The sequence below is a fragment of the Pandoraea sp. PE-S2R-1 genome, assembly GCF_002179865.1.
GTDB lineage: Bacteria > Pseudomonadota > Gammaproteobacteria > Burkholderiales > Burkholderiaceae > Pandoraea.
The window spans coordinates 206,133-231,223 of record NZ_NGUR01000005.1; the positions used below are offsets into that span (position 1 = coordinate 206,133).

Sequence of the window (25,091 nt, forward strand, 5' to 3'; positions counted from 1 at the left end):
TGGCGGCGTCGGGCCCGAACTGTCACCGAAGCCATGATTGGCGGGCCGGGACAGAGTAAAATCGCGTTTTTGCTCACGAGGCCCGGCCGAACCGCCGGAGCGTTCGGTTGCAGGTTCTGATCGTCAAAGTCTCGTCGCTCGGCGACGTCGTCCATAACATGCCCGTGGTGCAGGACATCCTGCGTCACCATCCCGACGCCCAGATCGACTGGGTCGTGGAAGAGGGCTTCGTCGACCTCGTCAAACTCGTGCGCGGTGTGCGCCGGGTTATCCCCTTTGCGCTGCGCCGCTGGCGCAAGAAGCCGCTCGCTGCCCAGACATGGCAGGAGATCGGCACATTCCGCCGTGCCTTGCGCGAAACCCCCTACGACTACGTGATCGACACGCAGGGTCTGGTCAAGACCGGCTGGATCGCACGCACGGCGCGTGGTGCCGTGTGGGGGCTGGGCAATCGCACCGAAGGCGCCAGCTATGAATGGCCTGTGCGGCTGCTCTACCAACATATGGTGCAGATCGAACCGCACACCCACGTGGTGACGCGTTCGCGTCTGCTGGTCGCCGGGGCGATGGGTTTCGAGGTGCCGGGGGATATCGACTTCGGCATTGCGACCGAGCGTGCCGATCACAGCCAGTGCCCGAACCGCCCGTATGCCGTGTTCGTGCATGCCACATCGCGTGACGACAAGACGTGGCCCGAGGCCGACTGGATTGCGCTGGGCCGCGATCTGGCTGCGCAGGGCCTGCTGATCGTGTTGCCGTGGGGCAGTGCGGCCGAGCGCGAGGTGTCCGAGCGTTTGGGCGCGGCGCTCGGTGACAGCGCATGGGTCCCGCCGAAGATGAATCTGTCGCAGGTGGTCGGGCTGATTGACCGAGGCGCGATCACCGTCGGCGTCGATACCGGTTTGGTACATATTGCCGCAGCGCTGAACCGCCCGACTATCGAGCTATACAATTTCAGCACTGCGTGGCGCACCGGCGGATTCTGGTCGCCGCACATCGTCAATCTCGGCGACGCCGAGCATAAACCCACGCTCGCTCAGGTGCGCGACACCGTGCGCGCGTTCGCACCGTTGTTGCCGGCAGCCTCGCCGGCAGCGCATGGGTTGCCGGGCAACGTCGCCGCCTCCGGGGAGGACCGAAACGCATGAGCCAAACGAATTCAACCAGCACCGCGAACACTTCGAGCGCCGTGAATGCTGGCAACGAAGGCGGCCAGATCGTCACCGTCGAATCCGGCAACTGGCAGGGCGGCGAATTGTCGCTGCCGCGCGAGCGGCTGGTAGCCGATGTCGAGGCCGGCAAAGTGCTGTATTTCCCGCATCTGGCCTTTGCGATCGGCGCGGACGAAAAACGTCTGCTGGACCCGGCGATTGCCGATCCCAAGCGCAAAAACATCAGTCTCGATCCGAAAACCGACGTCCTCGTGGGCGTGGCGTCCGACGACGCTACCCAGCGTGCCGTGCATGCGCTCGTGAAGCGTTACTACGCGCAGGCGTGCAGCCTGATCGACGGCCTGTTGCCCGAGTACCGAGGCAAGCTGCGCTCGGCGCCGACGAGCCTGCGTCTGCATCAGGTCGAGACGCGCCAGACCTCGTGGCGCAAGGACGACAGCCGCCTGCACGTCGATGCGTTCCCGTCGCGGCCGAACTATGGCGAGCGCATCCTGCGCGTGTTCACCAACATCAACCCGGCGGGCCAGCCTCGCGTGTGGCGCGTGGGCGAGCCGTTCGAAGACGTGGCCAAGCGTTTCCTGCCGAAAGTGCCGACTCAGTGGCCGGGTTCCGCATGGTTGCAAAACGCGGTGGGCATTACCAAGCGTCCGCGCAGCGGTTACGACCACATCATGCTGAATCTGCACGACGGCATGAAGGCCGACATGACTTACCAGAGCGAGGCCGATCAGCAGACCATGCCGTTTCCGCCGGGGAGCGTGTGGATCTGTTTTTCCGACCAGACCTCGCATGCCGTGATGTCCGGACAGTTCATGATGGAACAGACCTTCTTCCTGCCGGCCGACGCGATGGTGCACCCCGAGTGCTCGCCGTTGGCGGTCTTGCAACGTCTCACGCACCGGGCGCTCATCTGATGTTCCTGCGTCTCGTCTATGGTGCGTTGTGGTGGATCGTTGCACCGCTCGCGGTGATTCGCCTGTGGTGGCGCGGCCGGTTCGAGCCGGGCTATCGCCGTCACATTGGTGAGCGTTTCGGTTTTTACGATGCGGCGCCGTACACCGGCCGCCCGCTCATCTGGGTGCATGCCGTCTCCGTTGGCGAGACGCGTGCCGCGCAGCCGCTTATCGAAGCTTTGCTCGAGCAATACCCGTCGCACGGCATCCTGCTCACGCACATGACCCCCACGGGCCGTGCCACGGGCGAAAGCCTGTTCGGCGATCGCGTGCTGCGCTGTTACCTGCCGTACGACATGGTCGGGCCGATCCGGCGCTTTCTGAAGCAGTGGCGCCCGAGCGTCGGCGTGGTGATGGAGACCGAAGTCTGGCCGAACCTGATCTTCACGTGCCGCGAGCAAGGCACGCCGCTGGTGCTCGTCAATGCGCGGATGTCGGCGCGCTCATTCAAGCGGGCGGCCAAGTTTGGCGAAGCGGCCCGTCCGGTGTTCGGTGGTTTCACGCGCGTGCTTGCGCAGAGCGATGCCGACGCCGAGCGCTTGCGCATGTTGGGTGCGCATGACGTCGACGTGCTGGGCAATCTCAAGTTCGACATGACGGCACCCCCCGCACTGGTAGCGCTGGGCAAAGTGTGGCGCGAGCGTTTCGGCAATCGGAAAGTGTGGCTGGCCGCCAGCACACGCGATGGTGAGGAAGCGCAGGTATTGCAGGCACGGGCCATGTTGGCGGCAGCGTCGGACGAAGGACGTCGCGCGTTGTTGGTGCTGGTGCCGAGGCATCCGCAGCGATTCGACGAAGTCGCGGCGATGTTGGAGAAATTCAGACTCAACTACGTGCGCCGCAGCGCGTGGCCTGACGACGGCACGCCGCTGCCTGCCGACGTCGAAGTGGTCTTGGGCGACTCGATGGGCGAGATGCCGGCGTATTTTTCGGCGGCGGACATCGCATTCATCGGCGGCAGTTTGCTGCCGTTGGGCGGCCAGAATCTGATTGAAGCGTGTGCTGCGGGAACCCCGGTGATTTTCGGTCCGCACATGTTCAACTTCACGCAGGCGAGTGAAAACGCGTTGGCGGCGGGCGCTGCTCGACGGGTGAGCGATGCGGGCGAGTTGGCGGCGTCGTTAGCGGACTTGTTGGTCAACGACGATCGTCGATTGGCGATGCGTACGGCGGCGACGTTATTTGCCAAGCAGCATCAGGGCGCGACCCAGCGCACCGTGGGCGCACTGGGCCGTTGGTTGGGTGAGGAGACGACGGTCGAGCAAGTCGTAAAAGCGGCACCGAGTGCGACTTGAGCCGGTCTGTCCCGAGGGACAGACCGAGTGATACGAGTCAGCCTTAGCGCCGCAACGGCGCCGTCGTCCCCGGCCGCACGCCTTTTTCAGGCAACCCCGCGCCGGAGTTCTTCGGTGCGGCTTCGCGAACACCAGCCATCGCAGCCGACGCGTCAGGATTTTCCGTCAGCAGCGCGTTGAGCAGTTGCAGATCCGTATCGACCAGCGTGGCCGCGCTGGCCTTCAACTGAAGGCTTGAGAGCAGCGTGCTGTAGCGTGCCTTGGCGAGATCGCGACGTGTCGTGAAGAGTTTGTCTTCCGCGTTGAGCACGTCGGCGTTGATGCGAATGCCGACCTGATAGCCCAGCTTGTTCGACGCCACCGACGATTGCGCCGATTGCTCTGCGGCCTCAAGCGCCTTCACTTGCGCCAGTCCGCTGGAAACCCCGAGATACGACGTACGCGCACTCAGCACGGCAAGCCGGCGTGCGTCATCGAGATCACTCGTTGCCTTGTCTTCCAGCGCAAGTGTCTGGCGGAGTTTGCTCTGCACCGAGCCGCCCGAGAAGATCGGAATGCTGATCTGAATGCCGATCTGTCCCGCCGAGCTGGGCCCTGAGCCTTGGCTGGTCGGACTCGACATCGCCGACGACAGCAGGCTGTTCGCGTTACCGACGTTCGAGTGCGCCCCACTGGCGATCAGATCGATCGACGGCATATAGCCCGACTTCGCTTTCGACGTTTCTCGTCGTGCCGTCTCCAGCGTCAGCGTCTGCAACTGCACGCCGTAGTTCGCTTGTTCCGCTTGTGCGACCCAATCCGCCACATTGTTCGGCTGCGGCGAGGGCAGCGTCGAGCCAGCACGCAGCGTCGCGAGCGAGCCGACCGGATGGCCGACGATGCGGGCAAATGCGGCGCGGCGTACGTCGAGCGTGTTCTGCGCAGCGATTTCCTGCGCGGTGGCCTGATCGAAACTGGCCTGCGCTTCATTCGCGTCGACGATCGTCGCGTTACCCACTTCGAAATTGCGCTTCGCGGCGGCGAGCTGTTCGGCAATCGCCTGCTTGTGCGTACCGGCCAGCGCGAGGTCATCCTGCGCCGCGAGCACATCGAAATACGCCCCTGCGACACGCAGAATCAGATCCTGCTCGGCTTGCGCAAACGAGGCTTCGGCGGCGGCGACCGTCAGCTTGCCTTGCTGATACGTCTGCCAGCTATCCCAATGGAAGATCGGCTGCGTGAGCGCGAGGCTGTAACCGCTGCTGCCGAACGTATTCGAAATATTGCCCGTGCCGTAGTGCGTATTCACGGTGCTCCACCGCGCGGTCACTTGCGGCAGCAGGGCAGCACGTGCCTGCGGCAGGGCTTCGACATTCGCGAGATAGGCCGAACGGGCGCTGGCGATCAGCGCGTCGCGGGTCTGGGCTTCCCCATAAAGCTGGAGAAGATCGGTGGCACTGGCGGGCGCGGCGAGCGCGAAGCACATCGTCGCGAGGACGACGGGCATCGCAGACGCTGCGCGCAGGGCAGGCGCACGCTTGGCCGCGCGCGGATGCGCGGCGAGCCTCGAGGGGCGCATGGCCCTGGCTCAGTAAGTCGGCATCGACGGGTCGACCTGGCGAGCCCAGGCATCGATACCACCGTCGAGATTGAAAAGCTGGGTAAAACCTTGTTGTTCCAGAAACATCGCGGCACGGGCGCTGCGCATGCCGTGATGGCAAATGCACACGATGGGCGCGTCGGCGTCGAGTTCGTTCAGGCGGGCAGGCACGTCGCCAAGCGGCACGTTCTTGCTCTGCGCAATGTGGCAGGTCTGCACTTCCCAATCCTCACGCACATCCAGAAGCGTGGGTTGGCCGCGGTCCCCATCCGCCAGCCACTGGGCTAATTGCGCCGGTGTAATGTTTTGCATGATCAACGTGTGTCGTATAAATGGCGGCCAGTCCTCATTCATCCCCCGGGGGACTGGTCCGCACACGGCAATCCGGGCGCGCCGCCGTCAGCTGGCGGCGGCACACACCCGGGCGCCGGGCTCAGAACTTGAAGCTCGACGGTTGCGGCGCGACCAGATAGGCCACTTGCGTCTCGAACAGGTTTTCGGTGCGGTATTCGTTTTCCGACAGACGCGTGATCAGTTGCGCTTCCATCACCGGCGAGCCGCCCACGAAGGCAGCCAGACGGCCGCCCACCTTGAGCTGTGCGAGGAAGGCCTGCGGCAGTTCTGCCAGCGCGCCCGAGATCGCGATCACGTCGTACGGGGCGGCGGCGCTCCAGCCTTGCGCGCCGTCGGCGTTCACGACTTCCACGTTCGTCACGCCGTTCGCGCGCAGCGTCTGCTGGGCGGTCTGGGCGAGGTAGGCGTCGAATTCCACCGTGGTCACGTGATGCGCGTTATAGGCGAGCAGCGCGGCCATGTAGCCCGAACCCGTACCGATTTCCAGCACGTTCTCGTTCTTCTTCGGCGCGAGCGCTTGCAGAATGCGCGCTTCGACGCGCGGTTCCAGCATGAACTGGCTGTCGTTGCTGATCGCGGCGCCCTTGAGCGGGATCTTGACGTCGGTGAAAGCGAGGTTGCGGTAGGGCGCCGGCACGAAGTCTTCGCGCTTGACCACCGTCAACAGATTGAGCACCTGCTGATCGAGCACATCCCAAGGGCGGATCTGCTGCTCGATCATGTTAAAGCGGGCCTGTTCGTAATTCATTTCGATTACCGTGGGATTGTAGGCAAACACAACCGCGCATTTTACCAGTTCCGGGCGGCGGTCATGATGACGCGTGAACTTATGGGGTGGGAAGGGTCACCCGATGCAGATATGCCGCACACATCGTGGCGATCTGATCGGCAATGTGCGCAGCGAGCTGGCCGCAGGTCGTGCCCGCCGGCGTGCGGTTCTCAAGAATCGCCTTGATCGGCCCCGTCATCGAATTCAGGAACACGAAAGCGACCGTGCTCGTATCGTCGAAACGCCCGTCCTGCGCGGTATCCAGCATGGCGACGACCGCCGCATGCATGCGCTGGCTGGCCCCCGCAAATACCTCCCGGCCGTCCAGATCTTCCGACAGACGATAGAGCGCCTGCGCTTCCTCGATATCCGTCATCTTCGCGCCGACGTACGCGTCGGCCAGCGCCCGGGCCATCGCCTCGAGCGGCAGGCCGTGCGAATCGAGACACGTCTTTTCCACCGTACAGACGATGCGATCGATATGCCGCTCCAGCACGGCATAAAGCAGCACCTGTTTGTTCTGAAAATATTGATAGAGAGTGCCGACCGACACCCCGGCGCGCTCCGCCACCCGGGTGGTGGTGAGCTGGCGCCCGCCATCGAGCAGCAAAACCTGAAGGGCGGCCTCGAAAATCGCGTCGATCGTGACACGCGAACGGGCCTGCTGCGGCGATTTACGGGGCCCTGAGGCCCCTCGGATGTCCGGTTTCATATGCGAATAGAAAATCTGAAGGATTCTTCATAAACTCGATGCTAACAAATTTGCGCGGCTTTGCATGCAGTTCAGCGCAGAACAACAGGCATGACGACGGGAGCAGTGATGAAACGGGACGCAATCGACAACGCAGTGCGAGCGGACGCCGAACGCCATCTGGGACGGGTGGCACTGGTGACGGGCGCAACCAAGGGAATTGGGCAGGAAGTGGCACGCTCGCTCGCCGAGGCGGGCATGACGGTGGTGGTGGGGGCCCGCGACGAGGCAAGAGGTGAAGAGGTGGTGGCGCCGCTGCGCAAGGCGGGTTTTCAGGCCGAGACGCTGGTGATCGACCTGCTCAAGCCGGAGACGCTGCACGCGGCGGCCTACCGGATCGGGCGCTATCACGGGCGGCTGGACGTGCTGGTGAACAACGCGGGCATTACCGATCCGCGCGACGACACCCCCGAGCGGGCGTCCATCGAGGCAGTCGAGCGGATATTCGCGACCAACTTCTTCGGCACCTTGCGGGTGACGCAAGCCATGTTGCCGTGGCTGTCGCGCTCGGATGCCGCGCGTATCGTCAACGTGTCGAGCGGTCTGGGCTCGCTCGCCTACAACGGCGACCCGGCGTGGGAGCATGCCGCGTTCAAGCTGATCGGCTACAACGCCTCGAAGGCGGCGCTCAACATGCTGACGGTGCAGCTCTCGCACACCTTGCGCGAGACGGCGATCACCGTGAATTCGGTCGACCCGGGCTACACGGCCACCGACCTGAACGGCAAGCGGGGCACGCAGAGCGTGGAAGACGGCGCGCGCAGCGTGGTGATGCTGGCGCTGGGCGAGCGCGGAACGGTCAACGGCGGTTTCTTCGACGTGGCGGGCGCGTTGCCGTGGTGATCGGGTGAAGGGGTGAAGGGGTGAGCGGGGAGGGCAGGTTGCGCTCGCGGTAAAATGCGCAGCCTGCTAATCCGGCGACACCTCCGTCACCGGCCCCGACCGATCGTTTCATGAACTGCCGACCTCATTGCGCGGCTTGTTGTATCGCGCCTTCCATCTCGTCGCCGATTCCCGGCATGCCGCACGGCAAGCCGGCGAACACGCGCTGCGTGCAACTCGACGATGCCGACCGCTGCCAGATCTTCGGCAGCCCGCTGCGCCCGGCCGTGTGCGGCTCGCTGCAACCTTCGTTGGAAATGTGCGGCGACGACCGTGAACAGGCCGTGCGCTGGCTCTCCGAGCTCGAAGCGCTGACAGCACCGGTGCAGTAACCGGCAGATCGCCCCCATGCATCAAACCCCATCCGTCACAGCGCTACGCCAATAGGCACCGGGTAGTTCGGCGTCATGTGCGAATGCTATAGTCGCGCGTGTCGGGCGCTGGGCGCCCTGTAGTGGAACGAGACATGGCGCGTCAAACGCATCCGGACCGGCAACATCATCAGCAGTGCGAGGCATTGGACACACGCGATGTGCACGAAGCGACGAACCCGTCGCGTCGTCGCTGGCTGACCCTCACGGGCGCATCGGCACTCGCTGCCGGGCTCGCCGCATGTGCCGGTTTGCCGTTCGGCAACGACTACACCTTTTCCGAAAGCCAGTTGCAGCGCGCGTTGGAGCGCAAGTTTCCGTTCGACCGCCGCGTGCTGGCGGTGCTCGACGTGAACCTGTCGCACCCGCGTCTGACGCTGCTGCCAGACCGCAACCGTCTGGCGGTGGCCGTCGACGCCACCGTGACGCATCCGCTTGGCGGCGCGCCGCTCACCGGCACGCTGGCCATCGACAGTGCGCTGGCCTACGACCCGGCCACGCTGTCCGTGGTGCTGCGCGATCCGGAAGTCGAGACATTCACTATTGACGGTTTGCCCGAGCGCTGGTCGCGCCAGCTCAACGCTGCCGGTGCATTGCTCGCGACCCAGTTGTTGCAGGGCGCCCCGATCTACACGTTCAAGCCCGAGCAACTGAACATTGGCGGCGTGGCACGCCAGCCGGGCCAGATCACCGTGCTTTCCCATGGTGTGAACGTCAAATTCGATTCCCGTTGATCCGGCGCGGCCAAGCCTCGGCGTTAAGCCGTTAAGCGCCCTACGGCTCACCTAATTTTTCCCGCGTAAAACCTCTTTTTCCGATTTCACGACTTCTCAGGAAACCATTGCATGGACTTGTTGCTGGCGCTTAAGGCGGTCATTCTCGGTGTGGTCGAAGGTCTGACCGAATTCCTCCCGATCTCGTCGACGGGTCACCTGATTCTGGCCGGCAGTCTGCTCAACTTCAACGACGACAAGGGCAAGGTCTTCGAGATCGTGATTCAGTTCGGCGCGATTCTGGCCGTGTGCTGGGAATTCCGCGCGAAGATTGCACGCGTCGTGGCGGGGCTGGGCAGCGATGCCACCTCGCGCCGTTTTGCCATCAACGTGATCGTCGCCTGCCTGCCGGCCATCGTGCTGGGGCTGCTGCTCGGCAAACACATCAAGGCGGTGCTGTTCAATCCGACGGTGGTGGCTACGGCGTTCATCGTGGGTGGCGTGATCATTCTGCTGGTCGAGCGGCATAACCGCCGCAACGTCGAAGCCGGTCAATTGCCGCGTGTGAACTCCATCGACGATCTGTCGCTGGCCGACGCCCTGAAGGTCGGTTTTGCGCAATGCCTCGCGCTCGTGCCCGGCACGTCGCGCTCGGGCGCCACGATCATCGGCGGGATGATGTTCGGGCTGGAGCGCAAGGTGGCGACCGAATTCTCGTTCTTCCTCGCGATTCCGATCCTGTTTGGCGCGACGATCTATGAACTGTATAAATCGCGTTCGATTCTGTCGGTGGACGACGTCGGTATGTTCGGTATCGGGTTCGTGGCGGCGTTCATCAGTGCGTTCATTTGCGTGCGCTGGTTGCTGCGCTACATCGCGTCGCACGACTTCACCGCGTTCGCGTGGTACCGCATCGTGTTCGGTCTGGTGGTGCTGGCGACCGGTTGCAGCGGGCTGGTGGTCTGGGCCGACTGAGCGGCGTCAACAAACCGACGCAATGAATGACAAAGGGGCACCACGCGGTGCCCCTTCTCTTTTGCTGCGGCCTTTCAGCGAAGGCGTTCAGCCACGCTTCCTGAAGACCAGATCCCACACGCCGTGACCGAGGCGCAGGCCACGGTTCTCGAACTTCGTCACCGGACGGTAGTCGGGACGCGGCGCATAGTCGGCGGCGGTGTTCTCGAGCGTCGGCTCGGCGCCCAGCACTTCGAGCATTTGTTCGGCGTATTCCTGCCAGTCGGTCGCGCAGTGCAGATAACCGCCCGGCTTCAGGCGCGAGGCGAGCAGTGCGACAAACGGCGGCTGGAGCAGGCGGCGCTTGTGGTGGCGCTTCTTGTGCCACGGATCCGGGAAGAACACGTGAACGCCGTCGAGCGACGCTTCCGGCAGCATGTGCTGAACCACTTCCACGGCGTCGTGCTGGATGATGCGCACGTTCGACAGCGGGGTGGTCCCGATGAGCTTGAGCAGTGCGCCCACGCCCGGCTCGTGCACTTCCACGCCGAGGAAGTCGTCGTCAGGGCGCACCTTGGCGATATGCGCGGTGCCGTCGCCCATGCCGAAACCGATTTCGAGAATGCGCGGGGCGTTCGGACGCTCGAAGGCGGCCGGCCAGTCGAGCGTTTCGGGCGCGTAGGGCACGAGGAACTTCGGGCCGAGCGTGTCGAATGCGCGCTTTTGCGCTTCCGAGCTGCGACCGGCACGGCGCACGAAACTGCGGATGCGGCGCGGGTGCGCAACGCCGTCCGGACCGATCTGTGCTTCGTCGTCTTGCGCGTCAGAGGTGTTCGGCGCGTCAAGGTCGGCGTCGTCGTCGTGGGCCGGTTGCGCGTCGTCAGTCGGCGGTCGTCCGTGGTTCGCGTGGTTCGTCATGGAAGCAGAAAGCCGTCGGGGGCGACGGCTTGTCGAGGAAGTGCTGCGGCGGGCGGCGCGCTTGGCAGTGATGCCCGCGCTGGCGCCCAACACGATGATTTTTCAAAGGATTTTCCCGCGCCTTGGCAGCGGGAACGAGCGCGATTATCGCCCGGAACGGTCTTGACTGGCAAGTTGGCCCCCGGTGCCGCTCAACGCGCCTTTGCCCGCGAGGGCTTGGCGGAAGCCGCGACACGCGCCGCGCTCTTGTTGCGCATTGCGCCGGCGCTGTCCATGTCTTCGAGCCATGAGAGGGCGTCGGCATGGCGCAGAAAGTGGCGCAGATAGTCGGGCGACACGTCGTGCATGAGCGAGAGCGCGCGATGCACGAGATGACTCGAATTCAGCGGCCCGGCGTTCTCGGGCACCTGCGCCAGCGACTGCCGCAGATTGCCGTCGGTGCTGAGCTTCGACCAGGTTTCGCGGAAATACTCCAGCACGTCCATGTCTTCGAAACTGTCGTCGGTTGCGATGACCGTTGGGGGCGCGGGCGGTGCGATGGCAGGGGCGACCGGTGAAGCGGCGGACGAAGCGCCTGCCGTCATACCGGATGACGCCGCGTTGACCGTGCGCGCCACAGGTGCCGGGTTCGCCGGGCGCTTGAGCGACGCCACCGACCGTGCGGGCCGCTCGCCGACGCGTTGCGTCATGTCGGCGATCAGGGCTGACAGGGGCGACTGGGAGGACTGGGAGGACTGGGATGGCGAGATGGCAGCAACTCCGCCTTCCGGCGCCGTGGCAATGCTGTCGTGGGCGTCCGGGGCTGCGCCGTCCGCATCGTCCGTCAAAGCCTTCGAGAAGGCGTCGACGAGCGTTTGCAGGCGCGCGTCCAGCACGCGCCTTGCTTCGCCCGTATAGGTCTCTGCTCGCCGCGCTAGCGCCTCAATGAGGTGAAAGCGAACCGGGTCGCGCTTGTCGGCTTGCTGCGCCCGCCAGAGGTCGAGTTGGGTCTGCCAGATCGACTTATCGGCGGTGTCGGCGGCGTCGGCCGAATCGGTGGGATCAGCGTCAGCCATTTGATTTCCCGGCCTTGCCTGTATTCCCCGCATTCCCCGCACTACTGCGCGGCATCGGTGCAATTTCCACGCGCCGGTTCTTGGCGCGGCCAGCCTCGTCGCCGTTCGACGTCACGGGCTGTTCCGCACCGAACGCGGCCGAGAACACCGACGACGGGGGAATACCTGCGGCGATCAACTCGCGCGTGACGGTGAGCGCCCGTTGCGCAGACAACTCCCAGTTATCGGCAAAGCGCCGGTTCGTCTCACGCACTTGCTGATCGTCGGTGAAGCCGCTGACCATCAGAATCTCGTCGCTCACTTTCAGATAAGCGGCGAGCGGTGCGGCGAGACTGCGCAGCACCTCGCGGCCCTGCGGCTGCAACTGATCCGAATTCAGCGCGAAGAGCACGTTGCCGCTGATACCGATGCGGCCGTTCACGATCGTGACGCGCCCGCCCGCCAGCGGCCCGGCGAGCGCTTTCTCCAGCGTTTCGCGGCGTTGCGTTTCGGCCTGACGTTCCTTCACCTCGCGCTCCAGCTTGGCGGACAGTTCGAGCTGCACGCCGATCACGCCGAGCATGATCAGCACGAACGCGCCGAGCATCACCGACATCAGATCGCCGAACACGGCCCACGCCGGTGCGGCGGCGCCAACGTCGCCGTCGGCCATCTCGGAGTCGAAGTCGTGGCTCATGCTGCCGCGCTACCCGGTTGTGTGCGGGCCGCGCCCAGCTGTTGCAGGTTTTCGAGAATCTGCTTTTGCGACATCACGCTCAATTCCACCACTTCGCGGGCTTGCGCGACGTAGTAGCCGAGTTGTTCGTCGCTGCGGGCCATCGATTTGTCGAGTGCGGCTTCAATGCGTTGCAGATGGTCGAGCAGTTGCGTGTTCGATTCGCCGAAGGCCTGCACGGCAGCGCCGAACGTGTCGCCGAGGCTCGCCACTTCCACGGCGCTGCCGGTGACCTGCGCCGACGCGGCGGCCAGTTTCTCGGTCTGGGCGGCAATGGCGTCGCCCAGATTCGCGCTGGCACGTTCGAGCAACTGCGCCGACGTGGTGACGAGATCGTCGACCGCCGCGCGCTGTTCGTTGCCTGCATGGCGCACCGTGTCGAGCAGCGTGCCGAGCGTATCGAGCAGGCGCGAGCGTTCTTCCAGCATGGCGTTGTCGCGCACCATGCTGTCCGAGAGCTTCTGACGCAGTTCGGCGATGATTTCGGCGGCGGCCTTCGGGGCTTCGGCAGCGGTCTGCATCAGGCGCGAAATCTCGGCGATGGTGTCGCTCGCGTTGTTGCGCGACTGTTCCGACATTTCGAGCGCGGTACGGCTGAGCGTCTCGCAGATCGTCTGTTGCTGATTGGCCGTTTGCGCGCCCATCTGCTGCCACTGTTCGCGCAGTGTCGCGAGCGTGCCTTCGAGCGTTGCGGTCCATGCCGACAGGCGTTGCGTCTCGCGTTCGGCAGTGGCGTCGTGATGCGCGGCGTTGGCGGCGTTCAGGGCGTCGAGCAGCGACGCGCTGTGTTCGGTGAAGGCCGTCGTCGTCGCGGCAACGAGTTGCTGATTGCCGCCCGCCAGTTGTTCGCTCACGCGAGCGTGTTCGGCGATGGCGTCGCGCCAGGCGTGTGCGACATTGGCCGACGCGGCGTCCATTTGGGTCGAAACGCCTTGCAGCAGTTGTGTCGAGCGCGTGTCGAAGGTGTCGGCAAAGCGCACGAGTGCGGCGGCGAGGTCTTTCGTGAGTGAGTCGTTGGCTTGTTGCTGCGAAGCGATGGCCTGCTTCCACTCGCCGGAAACCACAGCCGCCGTATCGGCAACGCTTTGCATCGCGCCTTCCGTGCGGGTACTCACGCCGTCCACGAGATGCGCGGAGCGTTGCTCGAACGTCTCCGTGAAGCGGCTCAATGCGGCGCTGAGATCGGCAGCCAGCGACGCGTTGGCCGCCTTTTGCAGCGCCAGCGATTCGCTCCACACTTGCGCCACGCGCTCGTGTGCACCGGACACATTGCCGCTGGTCGTGTCGAGCTTTGCGGCCACGTCGCTGATCAAGGCATTCGAACGTGCATCGAACGTCTGTGCGAAGCGTTCCAACGCGGCACCGAGTTCCTGCGTCATCGTGTCGTGCGACAAGCGTTGTTGCGTCAGTGCCTGATCCCACACTTGCGCCACACGCTCGTGCGCGCCGGACACGTTGCCGCTGGTCGCGTCGAGCTTGGCCGCCACGTCGCCGAGCAAGGCGGTCGAACGCGCTTCAAAGGTTTGTGCGAATCGTTCCAGCGCCACACCGAGGTCTTGCGTGAGCGCGTTGTGCGCGCTTTGCTGCTGCGCAAGCGCTTGCTCCCAAGCCTGCGCGACAGTCGTCTGCGCGGTGGCGATGCTGCCGGTGGCGTTATCGAGGCGCGTGGTCACGTCGGCCAACAACCCCGCAGAGCGAGTTTCGAAAGTTTGTGCGAACTGTGTGAGCGTCGCGCCAAGTTCCTTCGCCAGCGCATCGCTGGTGCGTTGCTGCGCCGCGAGCGAGGCTTCCCACGTTTGCGCAACACCGGCGTGCGCCGTGCTGACCTGGCCGGTTGCGCTTTCGAGTCGGGTGGCAACGTCGTCGACGAGTCGCGCCGAGCGTGTCTCGAACGTCTGCGCGAATTCGCCGAGCGCGCCACGCAGATCGATCGCGAGCGACTCGTTGGTGCGCAACTGCGCATCGAGCGAATCCTTCCAGACATTCGCCACGCGCGACGTCGTCGCTTCGAAGCGGTCGGACAGGCCGTCCATGCGGTCTTGCATGGCGGACGACACCGTCTGGTGCCACGACGCCGTCTCGCGCGCCAGACTGGCCATCGTCGCTTCGACTTCGGGGCGAATCGCGGCACCGGCGGCGGTGGCCGTAGTCGTCACGCTGTCTTTCAGATACTGCTGCATCGCGTTTGTGAGCTGCGCGTACGAGGCATCCGTGCGGGCGTGCAAGGCATCCTGATTCGCCACGAGCCGTTCGCCGAGGCCCTGACTCTGGCGCTCCATGGCGGCCATCATCTCTTGCAGACGGTCGACCAGCGCGGGCATTACCGCGGCTTGCTGCTGGAGCAGTTGCAGCGTGGTTTCGCGCTGATGTTGCTGCGAGAAGCCGCGCAGCGTGGTGACAATGCGCGCGTCGAGCGACTGCACGACTTGCGCGCGCTGCTTGCGGGCGAGCGCGGCGAGCAGGCCGAGCATGGCCGATGTGGCGACACCGGCGACCGAGGTGCCGAACGCGAAGCCGAGGCCCTTGACGGGGGAGGCAAGCGACGCACGAATGGCTTGCAGGTCGGTCGCGCCTTCGAGGGCGATGCCGGTGCCGCGCAGCGTTGCCGCCATGCCGAGGAACGTGCCGAGCATACCGAGCAGCACGAGCAGGCCGACGAGATAGGGCGTGAGTGCCGGGCCGGGCAGGCCGACGCGCTCGCCTTCCACGCGCAGGCGCACGGCGGTGCGCAGGCCGGCGGGCAGCGCGTCGAGCCATGACGGCAGCGATGCCGGCGGCGTATTCAGTTCGCCCACCGCCTTTGCTAGCGCGTTGGAAGACTGATGAAAGCGTTTGAGTTCAAGGGCACCGAACAGATAGACGGCGGCGATGACCAGGGTGACGGCCAGCGCGAGGGTGTTGGTGCCGGCATAGCCGATGGCGATCCAGCCGACAACGGCCAGTCCGGCGACAAAGGCGACGAGATCAACGAGGTAACGATTCATGTTGTCCGGGTTCACTAACGTTTTCGCCGGGTTCAATCGCGTGTTGGGCGGCGAGCAGCCCTTCAAGCGGTTGAAGGCGGATATCGAGTTCTGCGAGCAGGATGCTCTGCATGTCCCGGTGGAAAGTGTCGAGCCACGTGCCTGCCGGGGCGAGCGGCGGTGCACCGGGCACGCGCGGTGCGGCCAGCGCGGCCTGCTCGGTATCGCGCAACTTCACGAAATGGCCTTCGAGCAGGTTCGGCACGCTGGCGAGCAACGTGCGCTCGCGGGCGCCCAGCACGCGCTCCATGACGGCATCGACACTGGCCAGCCGGGAAGCGTCTGGCGACATCAACGCCAGCTGTGCGCGCATGCGGGTGCGCAGCGCGCCGATGGCCGTGTCCATGGTCTGTTGCGACGTGGCGTAGCGCTGCCGATAGGCGGGAAACTCGGCAAACGAGGCGGCCCGTTGACGCTCGGCGGCGCTCATTGCCCGAATTTGCCCGCCGGGGGCGGCGGCCAGACCGCAATCGCGGGCGATGGCGGCGGCGAGGTCCGTGCGTACGCGTGCCAATTCCCGGCTGCCGCTGGCCGAAGCCGGGGCGGCCGTGCGCCCGCCGGGCGTTTCGGCCGGCGAGGAGGCTTTGAGAGCCGACGACAAGGCGATGGCGTCGGTCCAGCCCAGCCACTCACTCATGCGGTCCGAGAGCGACGGCGCGGCCTCAGGCGGCGTGAACGTGCTCAGACGGGCCAGCGAGCGTATGAGTGTCGGGGCGCTGATTACGGGACGCCGGGGCACTTGCACCATTCCACTGGGGGGTCAAAAACCCAGCAGTTTACACTGCGCGGCCCCCGGCACCCCCGGGTTGAGGTTCGCCGCCCGTGCCGACGATACTCATGACGCTCTCGTGACGCGGGATCTATCGCGCACAACGGTCGGTGGTGAACGGAGAGGGGGTGCTGACTGGCGGCGTGCCGATGGCCCGCACGGACCGGTGCCGAACCGTCTCTGGGCGAATCTCCGCCGCGAGGTGGAGGTGGCGGGCGAGGCGAGCCCGGAGACGGTGTGACGCCTGACGGCGAACGTGTTCAGCAGGTCGCGTCAGCAGTTTGTGCAAGGCCGCTGCGCAGATACGGCAGCAGGCTGGCGAGACCGATGGCAGCCATGGCGGCGCCGATCCAGAGCGGCGCGCGCATGCCGTAGCCCGCGTCGATCGCGGAGCCGCCTGCCCACGTGCCGAACGCGAGACCTGCCGTGATCACGGAGGTGTGCATCGTATTGACGAGCGGCCCCGGCGCGGCGGCGCGCATCACGCGCGCGACCATGGCGGGGTTGAGCGACACGCCGGTCAGACCGATGGCGGCAAACGCGGCAATCCCCACGGGCGTGATGTCTGCCCACAGCGCAAAACTGACCAACGCGAGTGCCAGAACGCTCAGGCCGACAACCAGCACGGTGAGCGTATGGCGGTCAGCAAACCGGCCCGTCACGGCATTGCCGATGATGTTGGCGATGCCGTACATCGCGAGCAGATTCGGAATCGTGGCAGCGGAAACGCCAGCGACGTTCAGGAAGATCGGCGAGAAGTAGCTGAACGCGGCGAAGGTCGCGCCGATGATCAGGCCACTCGTGATGAAGGCGGCCCACAGCGGACGATTGAGCAGTGAACGGAATTCGGCCGCGAGGCTGACCGTTTCGCGCTTCTCGGTGGCCGGTGCCCACAGCGCGACCGCCACGGTGCAAAGGGCGGCGAGTACGGCGACCAGCCAGAAGCTGGCGCGCCAGCCGAAGTGCTGCTCGATGAACGCCGTGAGCGGCACGCCCACGACGGGCGAGAACATCAGGCCGCCGAGTACGAACGACGCGGCACGGCCGCGCACCGACGGCGCGACGAGGTCGGCGCACAGCGTGAGCGCGACACCGAACGTGGCGGAACTGGCCACGCCCATGATGATGCGAGCGAGCGCCATCACTTCATAGCGCGTGGCGACAGCGGCAAGCACACCACCTGCCACGTTGATGACGAGCAGCCAGACGAGCGCTTGCTTATGCGGCGTGCGCAAGGCCAGCAGGAGGGCGGTGAGCACCGGGCCGCCGATGGTCATGCCCAGTGCATAGAGCGAGATCAGGTTGCCGATGTCGCCAATGCCGACGTTCATCGCATGGGCGAGCGCGGGCATCATGCCGGCGACCATGAATTCCGCCGTAGTCATGGCAAAGACGGTGAGTCCTAATAAGTACACGACCGGTGGCATGGAGGTTTTTTGCGTCATATTTGTAACGATCATTCAATATTTGGGGGAAGAAAAAGCCCTGAGGGCTTTACGCGCGAATGTCGGGTGGAACTGGTGTATTCGGTGTGTTGCGTGTGCCGGTCGCGTTGGCGTCGACAGTCGAAAGCGTCAGAGCTGGGCGATCGTGCCTTCCATGATGTCTTCGAGAAACGTGCGATCGCTGACGGTGCGCCCGAGGGCGCGCAATCCGAAATAGCTGCTGAAGTACATGCGGGCGACGAGGAGTGCGGGCCGATCGGCGGAGAGTTCACCGCTGTGTTGTCCGATGGCGATCAGATGCACGAGCACCTGTTCGATACGGGTGAGATAGGCCTGACTGATCTGGCGCACTCTGGGGTCTTTGCCGCCGCGTTCGAGGGCGGCGAAAAGACCCATGCAGCCGCGTCCCTTCTTGGGATCGAGGTCTTGGTCGATCCCCCATTGCATGAGCGCGCGCAGCCGGTCCTTGACCGCGCCGGGCGCGTTGAGAATGTCGACTTGCGTCTGAAGCCCGAGCGTCTGATAGCGCTCGAGGGCTTCGTGATAAAGGTTCAGCTTGTTGCCGAAGGCGTTGTAAAGACTGCCGCGCCCGAGGCCCGTGCATTCGACGAGCGTCTGCGCCGACGTGCCTTCATAGCCGTTCGTCCAGAACGCATCCATGGCGGCGTCGATGACGGCCGCGTCGTCGAATTCTCTAGGTCTGCCGCTCATGTTGATGTGCCTCGATGTCAGGGGGACGAAAACGGGGTAGCGCATTGGACGACGTCAATACGCCAGTCCGGTAGACGAGACTATAGGCGATTATTTAACGACTGTTCCAATAACCTGATATCGGTTGTGGAATTGGTTCGAGGGCTGTGGGAGATGCGGCGCGCAGAAACAAAAAAGCCGTCACGAGGACGGCTTCTTCGAAGAATCTTTGGAGCGGGCGATGGGAATCGAACCCACGGCTCTAGCTTGGGAAGCTAGGGTATTACCATTATACGACGCCCGCGAAGAGCGCCATTTTAAGCGGGAAGCAGACAGTTTGGCAATCATGATCTGTTCGTGGTGATCGTGGTTCGAGACTTCGACCACCACGACCCTTCGGCGCGTTTAGCGCAGTTCCGGCATATTCAGCAGGGTGTCCTGCAACTTGATCATGGCGTCTGCGGTAGCTCGACGGCCGGAGAGCGAAAAGTCGCTCTTGAATTCGCTAAAGTCTGCGTGGCCGGTGCCGGTCACGGTCTGTGTGGCGAAAATTGTGCCATCCAGATTGCGAATCTCGCACTTGAGACTCACCGTGAAATCCGTTGCGGGCCACGTGACCAGGCTGGACGAGGACGAATCCGTCGTTATCGTAGGAACAACGACATAAGCGAGCGCGCTTTTCTTCGTCGAGGCATTGTCATCGACAGATTTCAGACGCGATACGTCCGTGAATACGTTCGAAAACACCTTGTAGAACGCAGTTTCGGTATCGGCATACGGCTTATAACTTATCTTGTCGCCCCCGCCGCCGGGTGTCGTAACAATCAGTTCACGCAACTGATCCGTGATAACAAAGCCCACGTGCTTATCGATGCGCGTGGCGCCTTCCGGGGCATTCACTGCCGCGATGTCCGGGCTCATGCTGACCTGATGCGCGCAGCCAGAAGCCAGCACCACGATGAACATGGCGCAGAGTCGTTTGAAAACTCGCATTTTTTTCTCCGCTTCGGATGGCGTTTATTGAAGTGCCTTCAGGAATGCGTCGTCATTGAGCAATGACGTCAAGAGCTTCTGAACAAGCTTGGGATACGCCTCAGTGGCGCGCGGAATGGCGATGGCCGCCACGAAGTTCGATGACCACTCCGTCTCGGCAGATTTCACCTGGTCATAGCGCGTCGTGTTACCGCTGGTCACGACAATGCGTGCCTTGATGACGCCCTTACCGGTCGCGACACCCGTGTCGACGTCGTTCTCCAGCAACGTGCCGGTAATCTGAACGGGCGAAGCGGGCGCGAGCTTGCCGGCCAGCGACAGCTCCTGCTTGATCGCCTCTGCGAGATATTGGCTATAAGAGTTGCCATAGGGTGAAGACATGGATGTCGTGCGCAGCGCGATTTCTGACTCGGTCTTCAGGCCCGTCGCCGGTGCGAACTTGCCAACGGTGACTTTGTAATCGCCGTCCGCCTTCAGTTTGTCGACGTTATCCAACGAAGCGCTGTAGGTCGGTGCCGTCGTTGAGCACGCGCTGAGCAACGCGGCGCAGGACACCACGAGTACAACCCCGATTCTCTTAAACATGGAAATCCCCGGATGACGTGTGAATGCTTCGCTACTCTGACGTTGCGTCGTAGCTGGTCTAATACTTTTATTTGTAATGCCGAGAAAGGATATGAGGCTGGATTAGGCCGTGTCAACCGTATTCCACATGAAAAAGAATCGATGTACGAACGATGCAACAACCTGATTTTCGCTCAATGGATCGCTCGGCGATTCTCTGAGTCCGGCGAAATACAGTGGGGGTACTTCTGGTGTTTCTGGCGATCGATGCGTTTCATCGATGGCTACAGTTCCGGGAAAAATTCTTGAGATCGATTCCCTCGATCCTCCAAATGCTTTCTTTTTACTTATCCATCGAATGCAGTATTGACGGCATTCCCGATGTGGTGCATTTCGCGCGCGCAACGTCTCTGAAGGGCTGCGAAATGTGCTGAAACACCGATGTTCCTTGGCGTCCCCCTCTCGTAACGTTACGGATTCGCCCTTCGTAACGCTTTCTCTGCTCCGCACCTCATCGCATTAGTTCGAACGTTGCACACACCGATCGAATTATTCAGATCCCATCGTCTCGATCAACTGAAGACAGTCATGGCGAAGACGTGTGCCTCTCGGTCTAAACCCTGACGCCGATTTTCAATCCCGATTCTTGATTGGCATACAAGTTGCTCAGTCTCTCCGCAGACGAACGGCAAGCTGGATTGGACGCAACCATAACGCGCTCACCAGTGATCCGATCGTCTCGGGGGGATGATCACACACGAAGCGACGCATCGTTCGCACGTGCTCGGTGGCCATATCTCCAGTGCTTTGAAGCCCATAACAGAAACTAAATTGGAGAAGCCACACCATGAAAAAAGTCTCATTGGCCCTGCTCGCTTTGTTCGCCTCGATTGGCGTTGCCCATGCTCAAGTGCCGAGTGCTTCGGGCACCGGCATCATTAGCAACACCACCAGCGTTTCCGGTTCTGCCGCCGCCGTGGCCCCCGGGCAGTCGTACACCGGCGCCAGCGCCACGCAGATGTCGTCGTTCACGCTGCAACCCGGCTCGACGACGAACACCTACGCCAGCACGCAGATGAATCTGGTGGGAACGACGCAGACGTCGGGCTCGGCACTGGCGTTTAACGCGTCGGTCGGCGGCGGTAGCGGCGGCGCCATCGCGCAGGGCACGACGAGCTCGACGGCCAACGGCACGCTTGCCTTCCCGAGCGCGCATGGCACCGGTACGGGCAGTGCGACGTCCGGCACTTCCAACTACGCGCAGGCCGGGAGCAACGAAGCCAACTCGAACGCGTCGGCCAGTGGTGCGAATTTCTACAGCTCCATTCAACAAGACGTTGCCTACACCGGACCGCAGTACAACGGGTTCTCGGTGACCAACACCACGAGTGCTGGCGGCAGCGCGAGTGTCGATAACATCGCTGCGACCGGGCTTGCCGCACTCACGAGCGCCAACATCAATCTTGCCAACATCCCGAACGTGAACCAGATCGGCGCGGGGGCTACTTACAACGAGTCGTCGGGCTTCGCCAACACGCTGCACAACACGGCGAGCAGCAATGCGTCGTTTGGTGTGACCGTCAAAGCGGACAACACGTCGCCGCTGGCGGTCGTCCAGCTGCCGACGCCGACGCACTAAGTTGCCGGTTGGCGCACGTCACAGCTTCGATGTGACGTGCGCCAACCGCTCACCGGCAGCACCGCGTCGATCACGCATGACGTGCACGAGCGGACAGGTGCCCTACGCATCATCGGTACCTCGTCCGCCGCGCGAGCGCACACAAAAAACACACTGAGGGGAAACATCATGAAGAAGATTGCACTCTTCGCCGGTCTCGCCATGCTCGCGTTTTCGGCGATCGGGCAGTCCATGACCGGCATGGGCAGCGGTACCGCTTCATCGGGCGCGACGGGTGGTGCGCTCAACATGGATTCACACGCGATCTACAACACCGATACGCGCTTCTCGGCATCGACCGCCGTGGGGCCCGCGCTGACGACGTCAACCGACACCTGCATGGGATCGACCAGTGTTGGTGGCTCGGGCACGATGTTCGGTTTTTCGATTGGCACCACTTGGACGGACCATCATTGCGAGACGCTTAAGAACGCGCGAGAACTGCGCAGCATGGGGCAGGTGAAGGCATCGGTGGCGGTGTTGTGCACCATCGCCGAGAATCGCTACGCGTTGGCGGTGACAGGGGTGCAGTGCCCGATGACCCAAGACGAATGGGAGCGCGCCGGGCGTCCGACGCTGAACTCGGAAGGGCTCGCCAATACCAAGGAAGGCAATCTGGGATTAGTGGTGCTCAACGATGCCCTCGCCGCACAAGCACAACCGCAGCCGGTATCGACACCCCAGACCAAGCAGGACGAAATCGAAAGGCGGCTCGCTCAGGTGCGTGTCGAGCAGGAACAACTCGCACGGGCACTTGATATCCAGCTTCGGGCCTTGCGTATCGCGCAGTCGGACCGCACGAAGACTGGTTCGAATTGAGCCCATGCGTTCTGGCCCCCGCGACCTTGGTTCTGCGACAAATGATGTGTCGCGTTCACGGCACGCGGGAGTGCCAACGCTTACCTGACCCCGCCAAAACTGCGTGGCCCGTTGCCTGCCGTAGTTTGCCTGTAATGACATTGCCCGTTGAGCCGGCTGCCGTCGAAACGCAGTTTTTCCGGATAGCCGTCATTCGCCGATTTACATGCAATGAATTCGACCGGTTGTGTATTGTCTGGCGCGTTGACCTCGATGAACGATGACGCGCCGACAACGACATTGGCCGAAGCACTCGTGCGGTAATTCGAGCAGGCATTCGATGTGACATCGAAGCCGGTGCGTGCCGCGTTGCTGATGCTGGTGTAGCAATAGATCATCGACACTTCAAAACCACAGCTATTGTTGATTCGCATCGAATACTTGTGACTGCGCGTCAGGCTCAGGCAGTTGTTGACCATCGGCTGCGTCTCGGTGCTGTTCATCGCGCTGGTCGCATTGCCACCGGCCGCTGTGTTCGGCGCGCTGTACGCCTGCGCCGCGCTGCCACTGCGGCCAGCAGAACTGTTCATGACAGACGCCGCGGCCTGAAGCTGTGCGGCGTTCTTCCCGCCCGCCGCTGCCAGACCCTGCGCGATCGCGCCCAACACGGCACCGAATCCGGCACCGCTGCTCGTTTGATTCGACGCCTGTGCCGGCTCATAGCGCAGCGCAATGCGCTTTCCATCGGTGTATCTCGCGATGGCCTCACCATTGGCGGCGCTCAGGTTGCCGTTAATGAAACTGCCATTACTTTGATCGCCCTCAAAGCGATTGCCGTTCGCGTACGTGTAAATGCCGTACCCGGTGCGCTGGCCGTCGACAAAATCACCGGAATACGTGTCGCCGCTGCTCCATGAGTAGGTGCCTTTGCCGGTACGGAGGTCGTTTTCGAACGCCCCTTGATAACGATCGCCGCTCACCCAGTAATACTCGCCAATGCCCTGACGCTTGCCAGCACGCATGGTGCCGACGAAACGTTGCGAATAGCCGCCGTCCTGAAACCAGGTCAAAGTCCCCGGGCCGTCGACATAGCCGCCCACACACGCGCCATCCCAAGTCACGGTTTCGGTGCTCGTCGCCGATGGCGTCCGGTTCCACGTCTGGCAGCCGTCCGTGGTCATTGTCCAAGTCGATGGAAGGGCTGGCGCGCGCGGCGCCGATGCACACGCCGCAAGCGTGCTCAGGCTGCCCAGCAATACGAGTTTCGTGAAATCCAGTGCGTTTCTCATGGTCTTCTCCCCACGTTCTGAGTGCTATCGATCCGACGCTCGTATGGATCCGAATCCACCGGGTCGTGAGGACGGAGGCGGCAAGCGTGGACACCCTTATGCAGGGTTTCGCAAGCGAAGATTACTCAGTGGAAGCCATAAGCTCCATCATCCAAGTTGATGATGGTCGAACGGCGGGGGATGACCAGCGCGTGATGCCGGTACTTGGCAAACAGTCGAGCGAGAGCTACGCCGCTTCCGGCTTTACCGCACGCGAGCGATGCAATTCAACCACCTGCACCTCGCTAGCGGCACCAGCAACGGCACGCGCGCGCAACTGCCCGCAACCGCCGTCGACGTCCTGACCGGCGCTGTCTCTGACTTTGGTCAACACGCCACGGCTGTGCAGATAGCGGACGATCTCGCGAATGCGTTCGCGGTCGGGGCGCTCGTAGTCGTCGCCTTCGAGGCTGTTGAAAGGAATGACGTTGAGCACGCCATATTTCCCTTTGAGCAGGCGCACGACGGCGTCGAGTTCATCGTCGCCGTCGTTGATGCCTTTGAGCAGCGTCCACTGGTATTGGATCGGATAACCGGTGTCGCGGGCGTACTTTTCACCGAGTTCGACCAGCGCGTCCGGTGCGATCTTCGGCGCGCGCGGTAGCAGATGCGCGCGCAGTTCCGCCTTGGTAGTGTGCAGCGACAACGCTAACGCAGGCTTGATGCGTTGCCGTGGCAGTGCCTCGAACACGCGCGGGTCGCCGACGGTGGAGAACACAAGGTTCTTGTGACCGATGTTGCCTTCGGTGCCCAGCAGGTCGATGGCTTCGAGCACGTTCTCGAGGTTATGCGCCGGTTCGCCCATGCCCATGAAGACGACTTTCTTCACGGCACGCAAACGTCGCGCCAGCACGACCTGAGCCAAGATTTCCATGCTCGAAATCTGGCGGATCAGACCGCTCTTGCCGGTCATGCAAAACCGGCAGCCTACCGCGCAGCCGACCTGCGTGGAGACGCAGAGCCCGTCACGCGGCAGCAACACGCTTTCCACCATCTGCCCGTCGGCGAGTTCCACGAGCAGGCGCGAGCCGTCGTTGCCGGCATGCTCGGAACGCACGCGCGCGAGCGCATCCAGTTCTGCCGTGATCTCGGGAAGGGCGTTACGCAGCGCCAGCGGAAGAAAGTGCTCCGAGCTTCGACGCCGCGTGCCGGTGTCGAGCGCCTGACCGTTCAGCCAGACGCGCGCCACCCGGCCGCGATGGACGGGCTGAGCGCCGAGGGCGGCGAGGCGTTGGTCGAAGTCGGAGAAGCGCATAGGGTGCGGATTCTACGCCACTTGCGCTCGGGCACTCAAGGCGACGGCATGACATCATTGGAAGAGC

24 protein-coding genes and 1 tRNA gene are annotated in these 25,091 nt (G+C 63.5%); 9 read left to right on the top strand and 16 right to left on the bottom strand.

Annotated features, from left to right (window positions below):
* Window positions 1-158: 158 nt before the first annotated feature.
* From waaC to waaA, 3 genes are read left to right on the top strand one after another with little or no spacing between them, the layout of a single operon-like run.
* Window positions 159-1,148 (top strand): lipopolysaccharide heptosyltransferase I, encoded by a 990-nt coding sequence (gene waaC, locus CDV44_RS02170; protein ID WP_249277380.1) that lies wholly within the window; start codon window positions 159-161, stop codon window positions 1,146-1,148.
* Window positions 1,145-2,086, top strand: coding sequence for a Kdo hydroxylase family protein (locus CDV44_RS02175; RefSeq protein ID WP_249277374.1), 942 nt, complete (start codon window positions 1,145-1,147; stop codon window positions 2,084-2,086). The genes waaC and CDV44_RS02175 overlap by 4 nt, the downstream gene beginning before the upstream one ends.
* Window positions 2,086-3,420 carry a lipid IV(A) 3-deoxy-D-manno-octulosonic acid transferase gene (gene waaA / locus CDV44_RS02180; RefSeq protein WP_087686469.1) on the top strand — a complete coding sequence of 445 codons (1,335 nt, stop codon included), beginning with the start codon at window positions 2,086-2,088 and terminating at the stop codon, window positions 3,418-3,420. The genes CDV44_RS02175 and waaA overlap by 1 nt, the downstream gene beginning before the upstream one ends.
* A 43-nt stretch (window positions 3,421-3,463) precedes the next feature.
* Here waaA and CDV44_RS02185 read toward each other — a convergent pair whose 3' ends face one another.
* From CDV44_RS02185 to CDV44_RS02200, 4 genes are all read right to left on the bottom strand, one after another.
* Window positions 3,464-4,978 (bottom strand): TolC family outer membrane protein, encoded by a 1,515-nt coding sequence (locus tag CDV44_RS02185; protein WP_087686470.1) that lies wholly within the window; start codon window positions 4,976-4,978, stop codon window positions 3,464-3,466.
* Between the two features lie 9 nt (window positions 4,979-4,987).
* Window positions 4,988-5,311, bottom strand: coding sequence for a rhodanese-like domain-containing protein (locus CDV44_RS02190; RefSeq protein ID WP_058376053.1), 324 nt, complete (start codon window positions 5,309-5,311; stop codon window positions 4,988-4,990).
* Window positions 5,312-5,432: 121 nt separating this feature from the next.
* On the bottom strand, window positions 5,433-6,101 hold the full coding sequence (locus CDV44_RS02195; protein WP_058379901.1) for a protein-L-isoaspartate O-methyltransferase: 669 nt from the start codon (window positions 6,099-6,101) through the stop codon (window positions 5,433-5,435).
* 79 nt (window positions 6,102-6,180) lie between these two features.
* Window positions 6,181-6,834, bottom strand: a complete 654-nt coding sequence (locus CDV44_RS02200) for a TetR/AcrR family transcriptional regulator (protein WP_087686471.1) — start codon at window positions 6,832-6,834, stop codon at window positions 6,181-6,183.
* A 108-nt stretch (window positions 6,835-6,942) separates the two neighbouring features.
* Between CDV44_RS02200 and CDV44_RS02205 the strand changes: the two genes are divergently transcribed.
* The 4 genes from CDV44_RS02205 to CDV44_RS02220 all read left to right on the top strand — a co-directional run bounded on the left by CDV44_RS02205 (window position 6,943) and on the right by CDV44_RS02220 (window position 9,814).
* The gene (locus CDV44_RS02205) at window positions 6,943-7,716 is read left to right on the top strand and encodes an SDR family oxidoreductase (RefSeq protein ID WP_087686472.1); all 774 of its coding nucleotides are present in this window, start codon (window positions 6,943-6,945) and stop codon (window positions 7,714-7,716) included.
* Window positions 7,717-7,826: 110 nt separating this feature from the next.
* Window positions 7,827-8,087 carry a YkgJ family cysteine cluster protein gene (locus CDV44_RS02210; RefSeq protein WP_087686473.1) on the top strand — a complete coding sequence of 87 codons (261 nt, stop codon included), beginning with the start codon at window positions 7,827-7,829 and terminating at the stop codon, window positions 8,085-8,087.
* 134 nt (window positions 8,088-8,221) lie between these two features.
* A complete protein-coding gene (locus tag CDV44_RS02215; RefSeq protein ID WP_087686474.1) occupies window positions 8,222-8,860 on the top strand; it encodes a DUF1439 domain-containing protein in 639 nt (212 codons plus the stop codon).
* A 111-nt stretch (window positions 8,861-8,971) separates the two neighbouring features.
* Window positions 8,972-9,814, top strand: a complete 843-nt coding sequence (locus CDV44_RS02220; protein ID WP_087686475.1) for an undecaprenyl-diphosphate phosphatase — start codon at window positions 8,972-8,974, stop codon at window positions 9,812-9,814.
* A gap of 87 nt (window positions 9,815-9,901) precedes the next feature.
* Here the strand turns inward: CDV44_RS02220 and trmB are convergent, their stop codons facing one another.
* From trmB to CDV44_RS02270, 10 genes are all read right to left on the bottom strand, one after another.
* A complete protein-coding gene (gene trmB, locus CDV44_RS02225; RefSeq protein ID WP_087686476.1) occupies window positions 9,902-10,711 on the bottom strand; it encodes a tRNA (guanosine(46)-N7)-methyltransferase TrmB in 810 nt (269 codons plus the stop codon).
* A 191-nt stretch (window positions 10,712-10,902) separates the two neighbouring features.
* Window positions 10,903-11,766, bottom strand: coding sequence for a DUF2894 domain-containing protein (locus CDV44_RS02230; RefSeq protein WP_087686477.1), 864 nt, complete (start codon window positions 11,764-11,766; stop codon window positions 10,903-10,905).
* The gene (locus CDV44_RS02235; protein WP_170935828.1) at window positions 11,759-12,442 is read right to left on the bottom strand and encodes an OmpA family protein; all 684 of its coding nucleotides are present in this window, start codon (window positions 12,440-12,442) and stop codon (window positions 11,759-11,761) included. The genes CDV44_RS02230 and CDV44_RS02235 overlap by 8 nt, the downstream gene beginning before the upstream one ends.
* The gene (locus CDV44_RS02240) at window positions 12,439-15,465 is read right to left on the bottom strand and encodes a DUF802 domain-containing protein (RefSeq protein ID WP_087686478.1); all 3,027 of its coding nucleotides are present in this window, start codon (window positions 15,463-15,465) and stop codon (window positions 12,439-12,441) included. The genes CDV44_RS02235 and CDV44_RS02240 overlap by 4 nt, the downstream gene beginning before the upstream one ends.
* Window positions 15,446-16,252 carry a DUF3348 domain-containing protein gene (locus CDV44_RS02245; RefSeq protein WP_087686479.1) on the bottom strand — a complete coding sequence of 269 codons (807 nt, stop codon included), beginning with the start codon at window positions 16,250-16,252 and terminating at the stop codon, window positions 15,446-15,448. The genes CDV44_RS02240 and CDV44_RS02245 overlap by 20 nt, the downstream gene beginning before the upstream one ends.
* A 281-nt stretch (window positions 16,253-16,533) precedes the next feature.
* Entirely contained in the window at window positions 16,534-17,733 is a 1,200-nt protein-coding gene (locus CDV44_RS02250) for an MFS transporter (RefSeq protein WP_371328718.1), read from the bottom strand.
* Between the two features lie 114 nt (window positions 17,734-17,847).
* Window positions 17,848-18,429, bottom strand: coding sequence for a TetR/AcrR family transcriptional regulator (locus CDV44_RS02255; protein ID WP_087686481.1), 582 nt, complete (start codon window positions 18,427-18,429; stop codon window positions 17,848-17,850).
* Between the two features lie 209 nt (window positions 18,430-18,638).
* A tRNA-Gly gene (locus CDV44_RS02260) sits at window positions 18,639-18,712 on the bottom strand.
* Between the two features lie 101 nt (window positions 18,713-18,813).
* Complete coding sequence (locus tag CDV44_RS02265) at window positions 18,814-19,401, bottom strand: hypothetical protein (RefSeq protein ID WP_141118653.1); 588 nt, start codon at window positions 19,399-19,401, stop codon at window positions 18,814-18,816.
* Between the two features lie 24 nt (window positions 19,402-19,425).
* Window positions 19,426-19,986, bottom strand: a complete 561-nt coding sequence (locus tag CDV44_RS02270) for a hypothetical protein (RefSeq protein WP_087686483.1) — start codon at window positions 19,984-19,986, stop codon at window positions 19,426-19,428.
* A gap of 826 nt (window positions 19,987-20,812) precedes the next feature.
* On the opposite strand from CDV44_RS02270, the gene CDV44_RS02275 reads away from it, so the two are divergent.
* Both CDV44_RS02275 and CDV44_RS02280 read left to right on the top strand, forming a co-directional pair.
* Complete coding sequence (locus tag CDV44_RS02275) at window positions 20,813-21,604, top strand: hypothetical protein (protein WP_087686484.1); 792 nt, start codon at window positions 20,813-20,815, stop codon at window positions 21,602-21,604.
* 168 nt (window positions 21,605-21,772) lie between these two features.
* Window positions 21,773-22,462 carry a hypothetical protein gene (locus CDV44_RS02280; RefSeq protein WP_087686485.1) on the top strand — a complete coding sequence of 230 codons (690 nt, stop codon included), beginning with the start codon at window positions 21,773-21,775 and terminating at the stop codon, window positions 22,460-22,462.
* Between the two features lie 80 nt (window positions 22,463-22,542).
* Here the strand turns inward: CDV44_RS02280 and CDV44_RS02285 are convergent, their stop codons facing one another.
* On the bottom strand, window positions 22,543-23,730 hold the full coding sequence (locus tag CDV44_RS02285; RefSeq protein ID WP_087686486.1) for an MORN repeat-containing protein: 1,188 nt from the start codon (window positions 23,728-23,730) through the stop codon (window positions 22,543-22,545).
* Between the two features lie 226 nt (window positions 23,731-23,956).
* Complete coding sequence (locus tag CDV44_RS02290; protein ID WP_087686487.1) at window positions 23,957-25,024, bottom strand: RNA methyltransferase; 1,068 nt, start codon at window positions 25,022-25,024, stop codon at window positions 23,957-23,959.
* Between the last annotated feature and the right edge of the window lie 67 nt (window positions 25,025-25,091).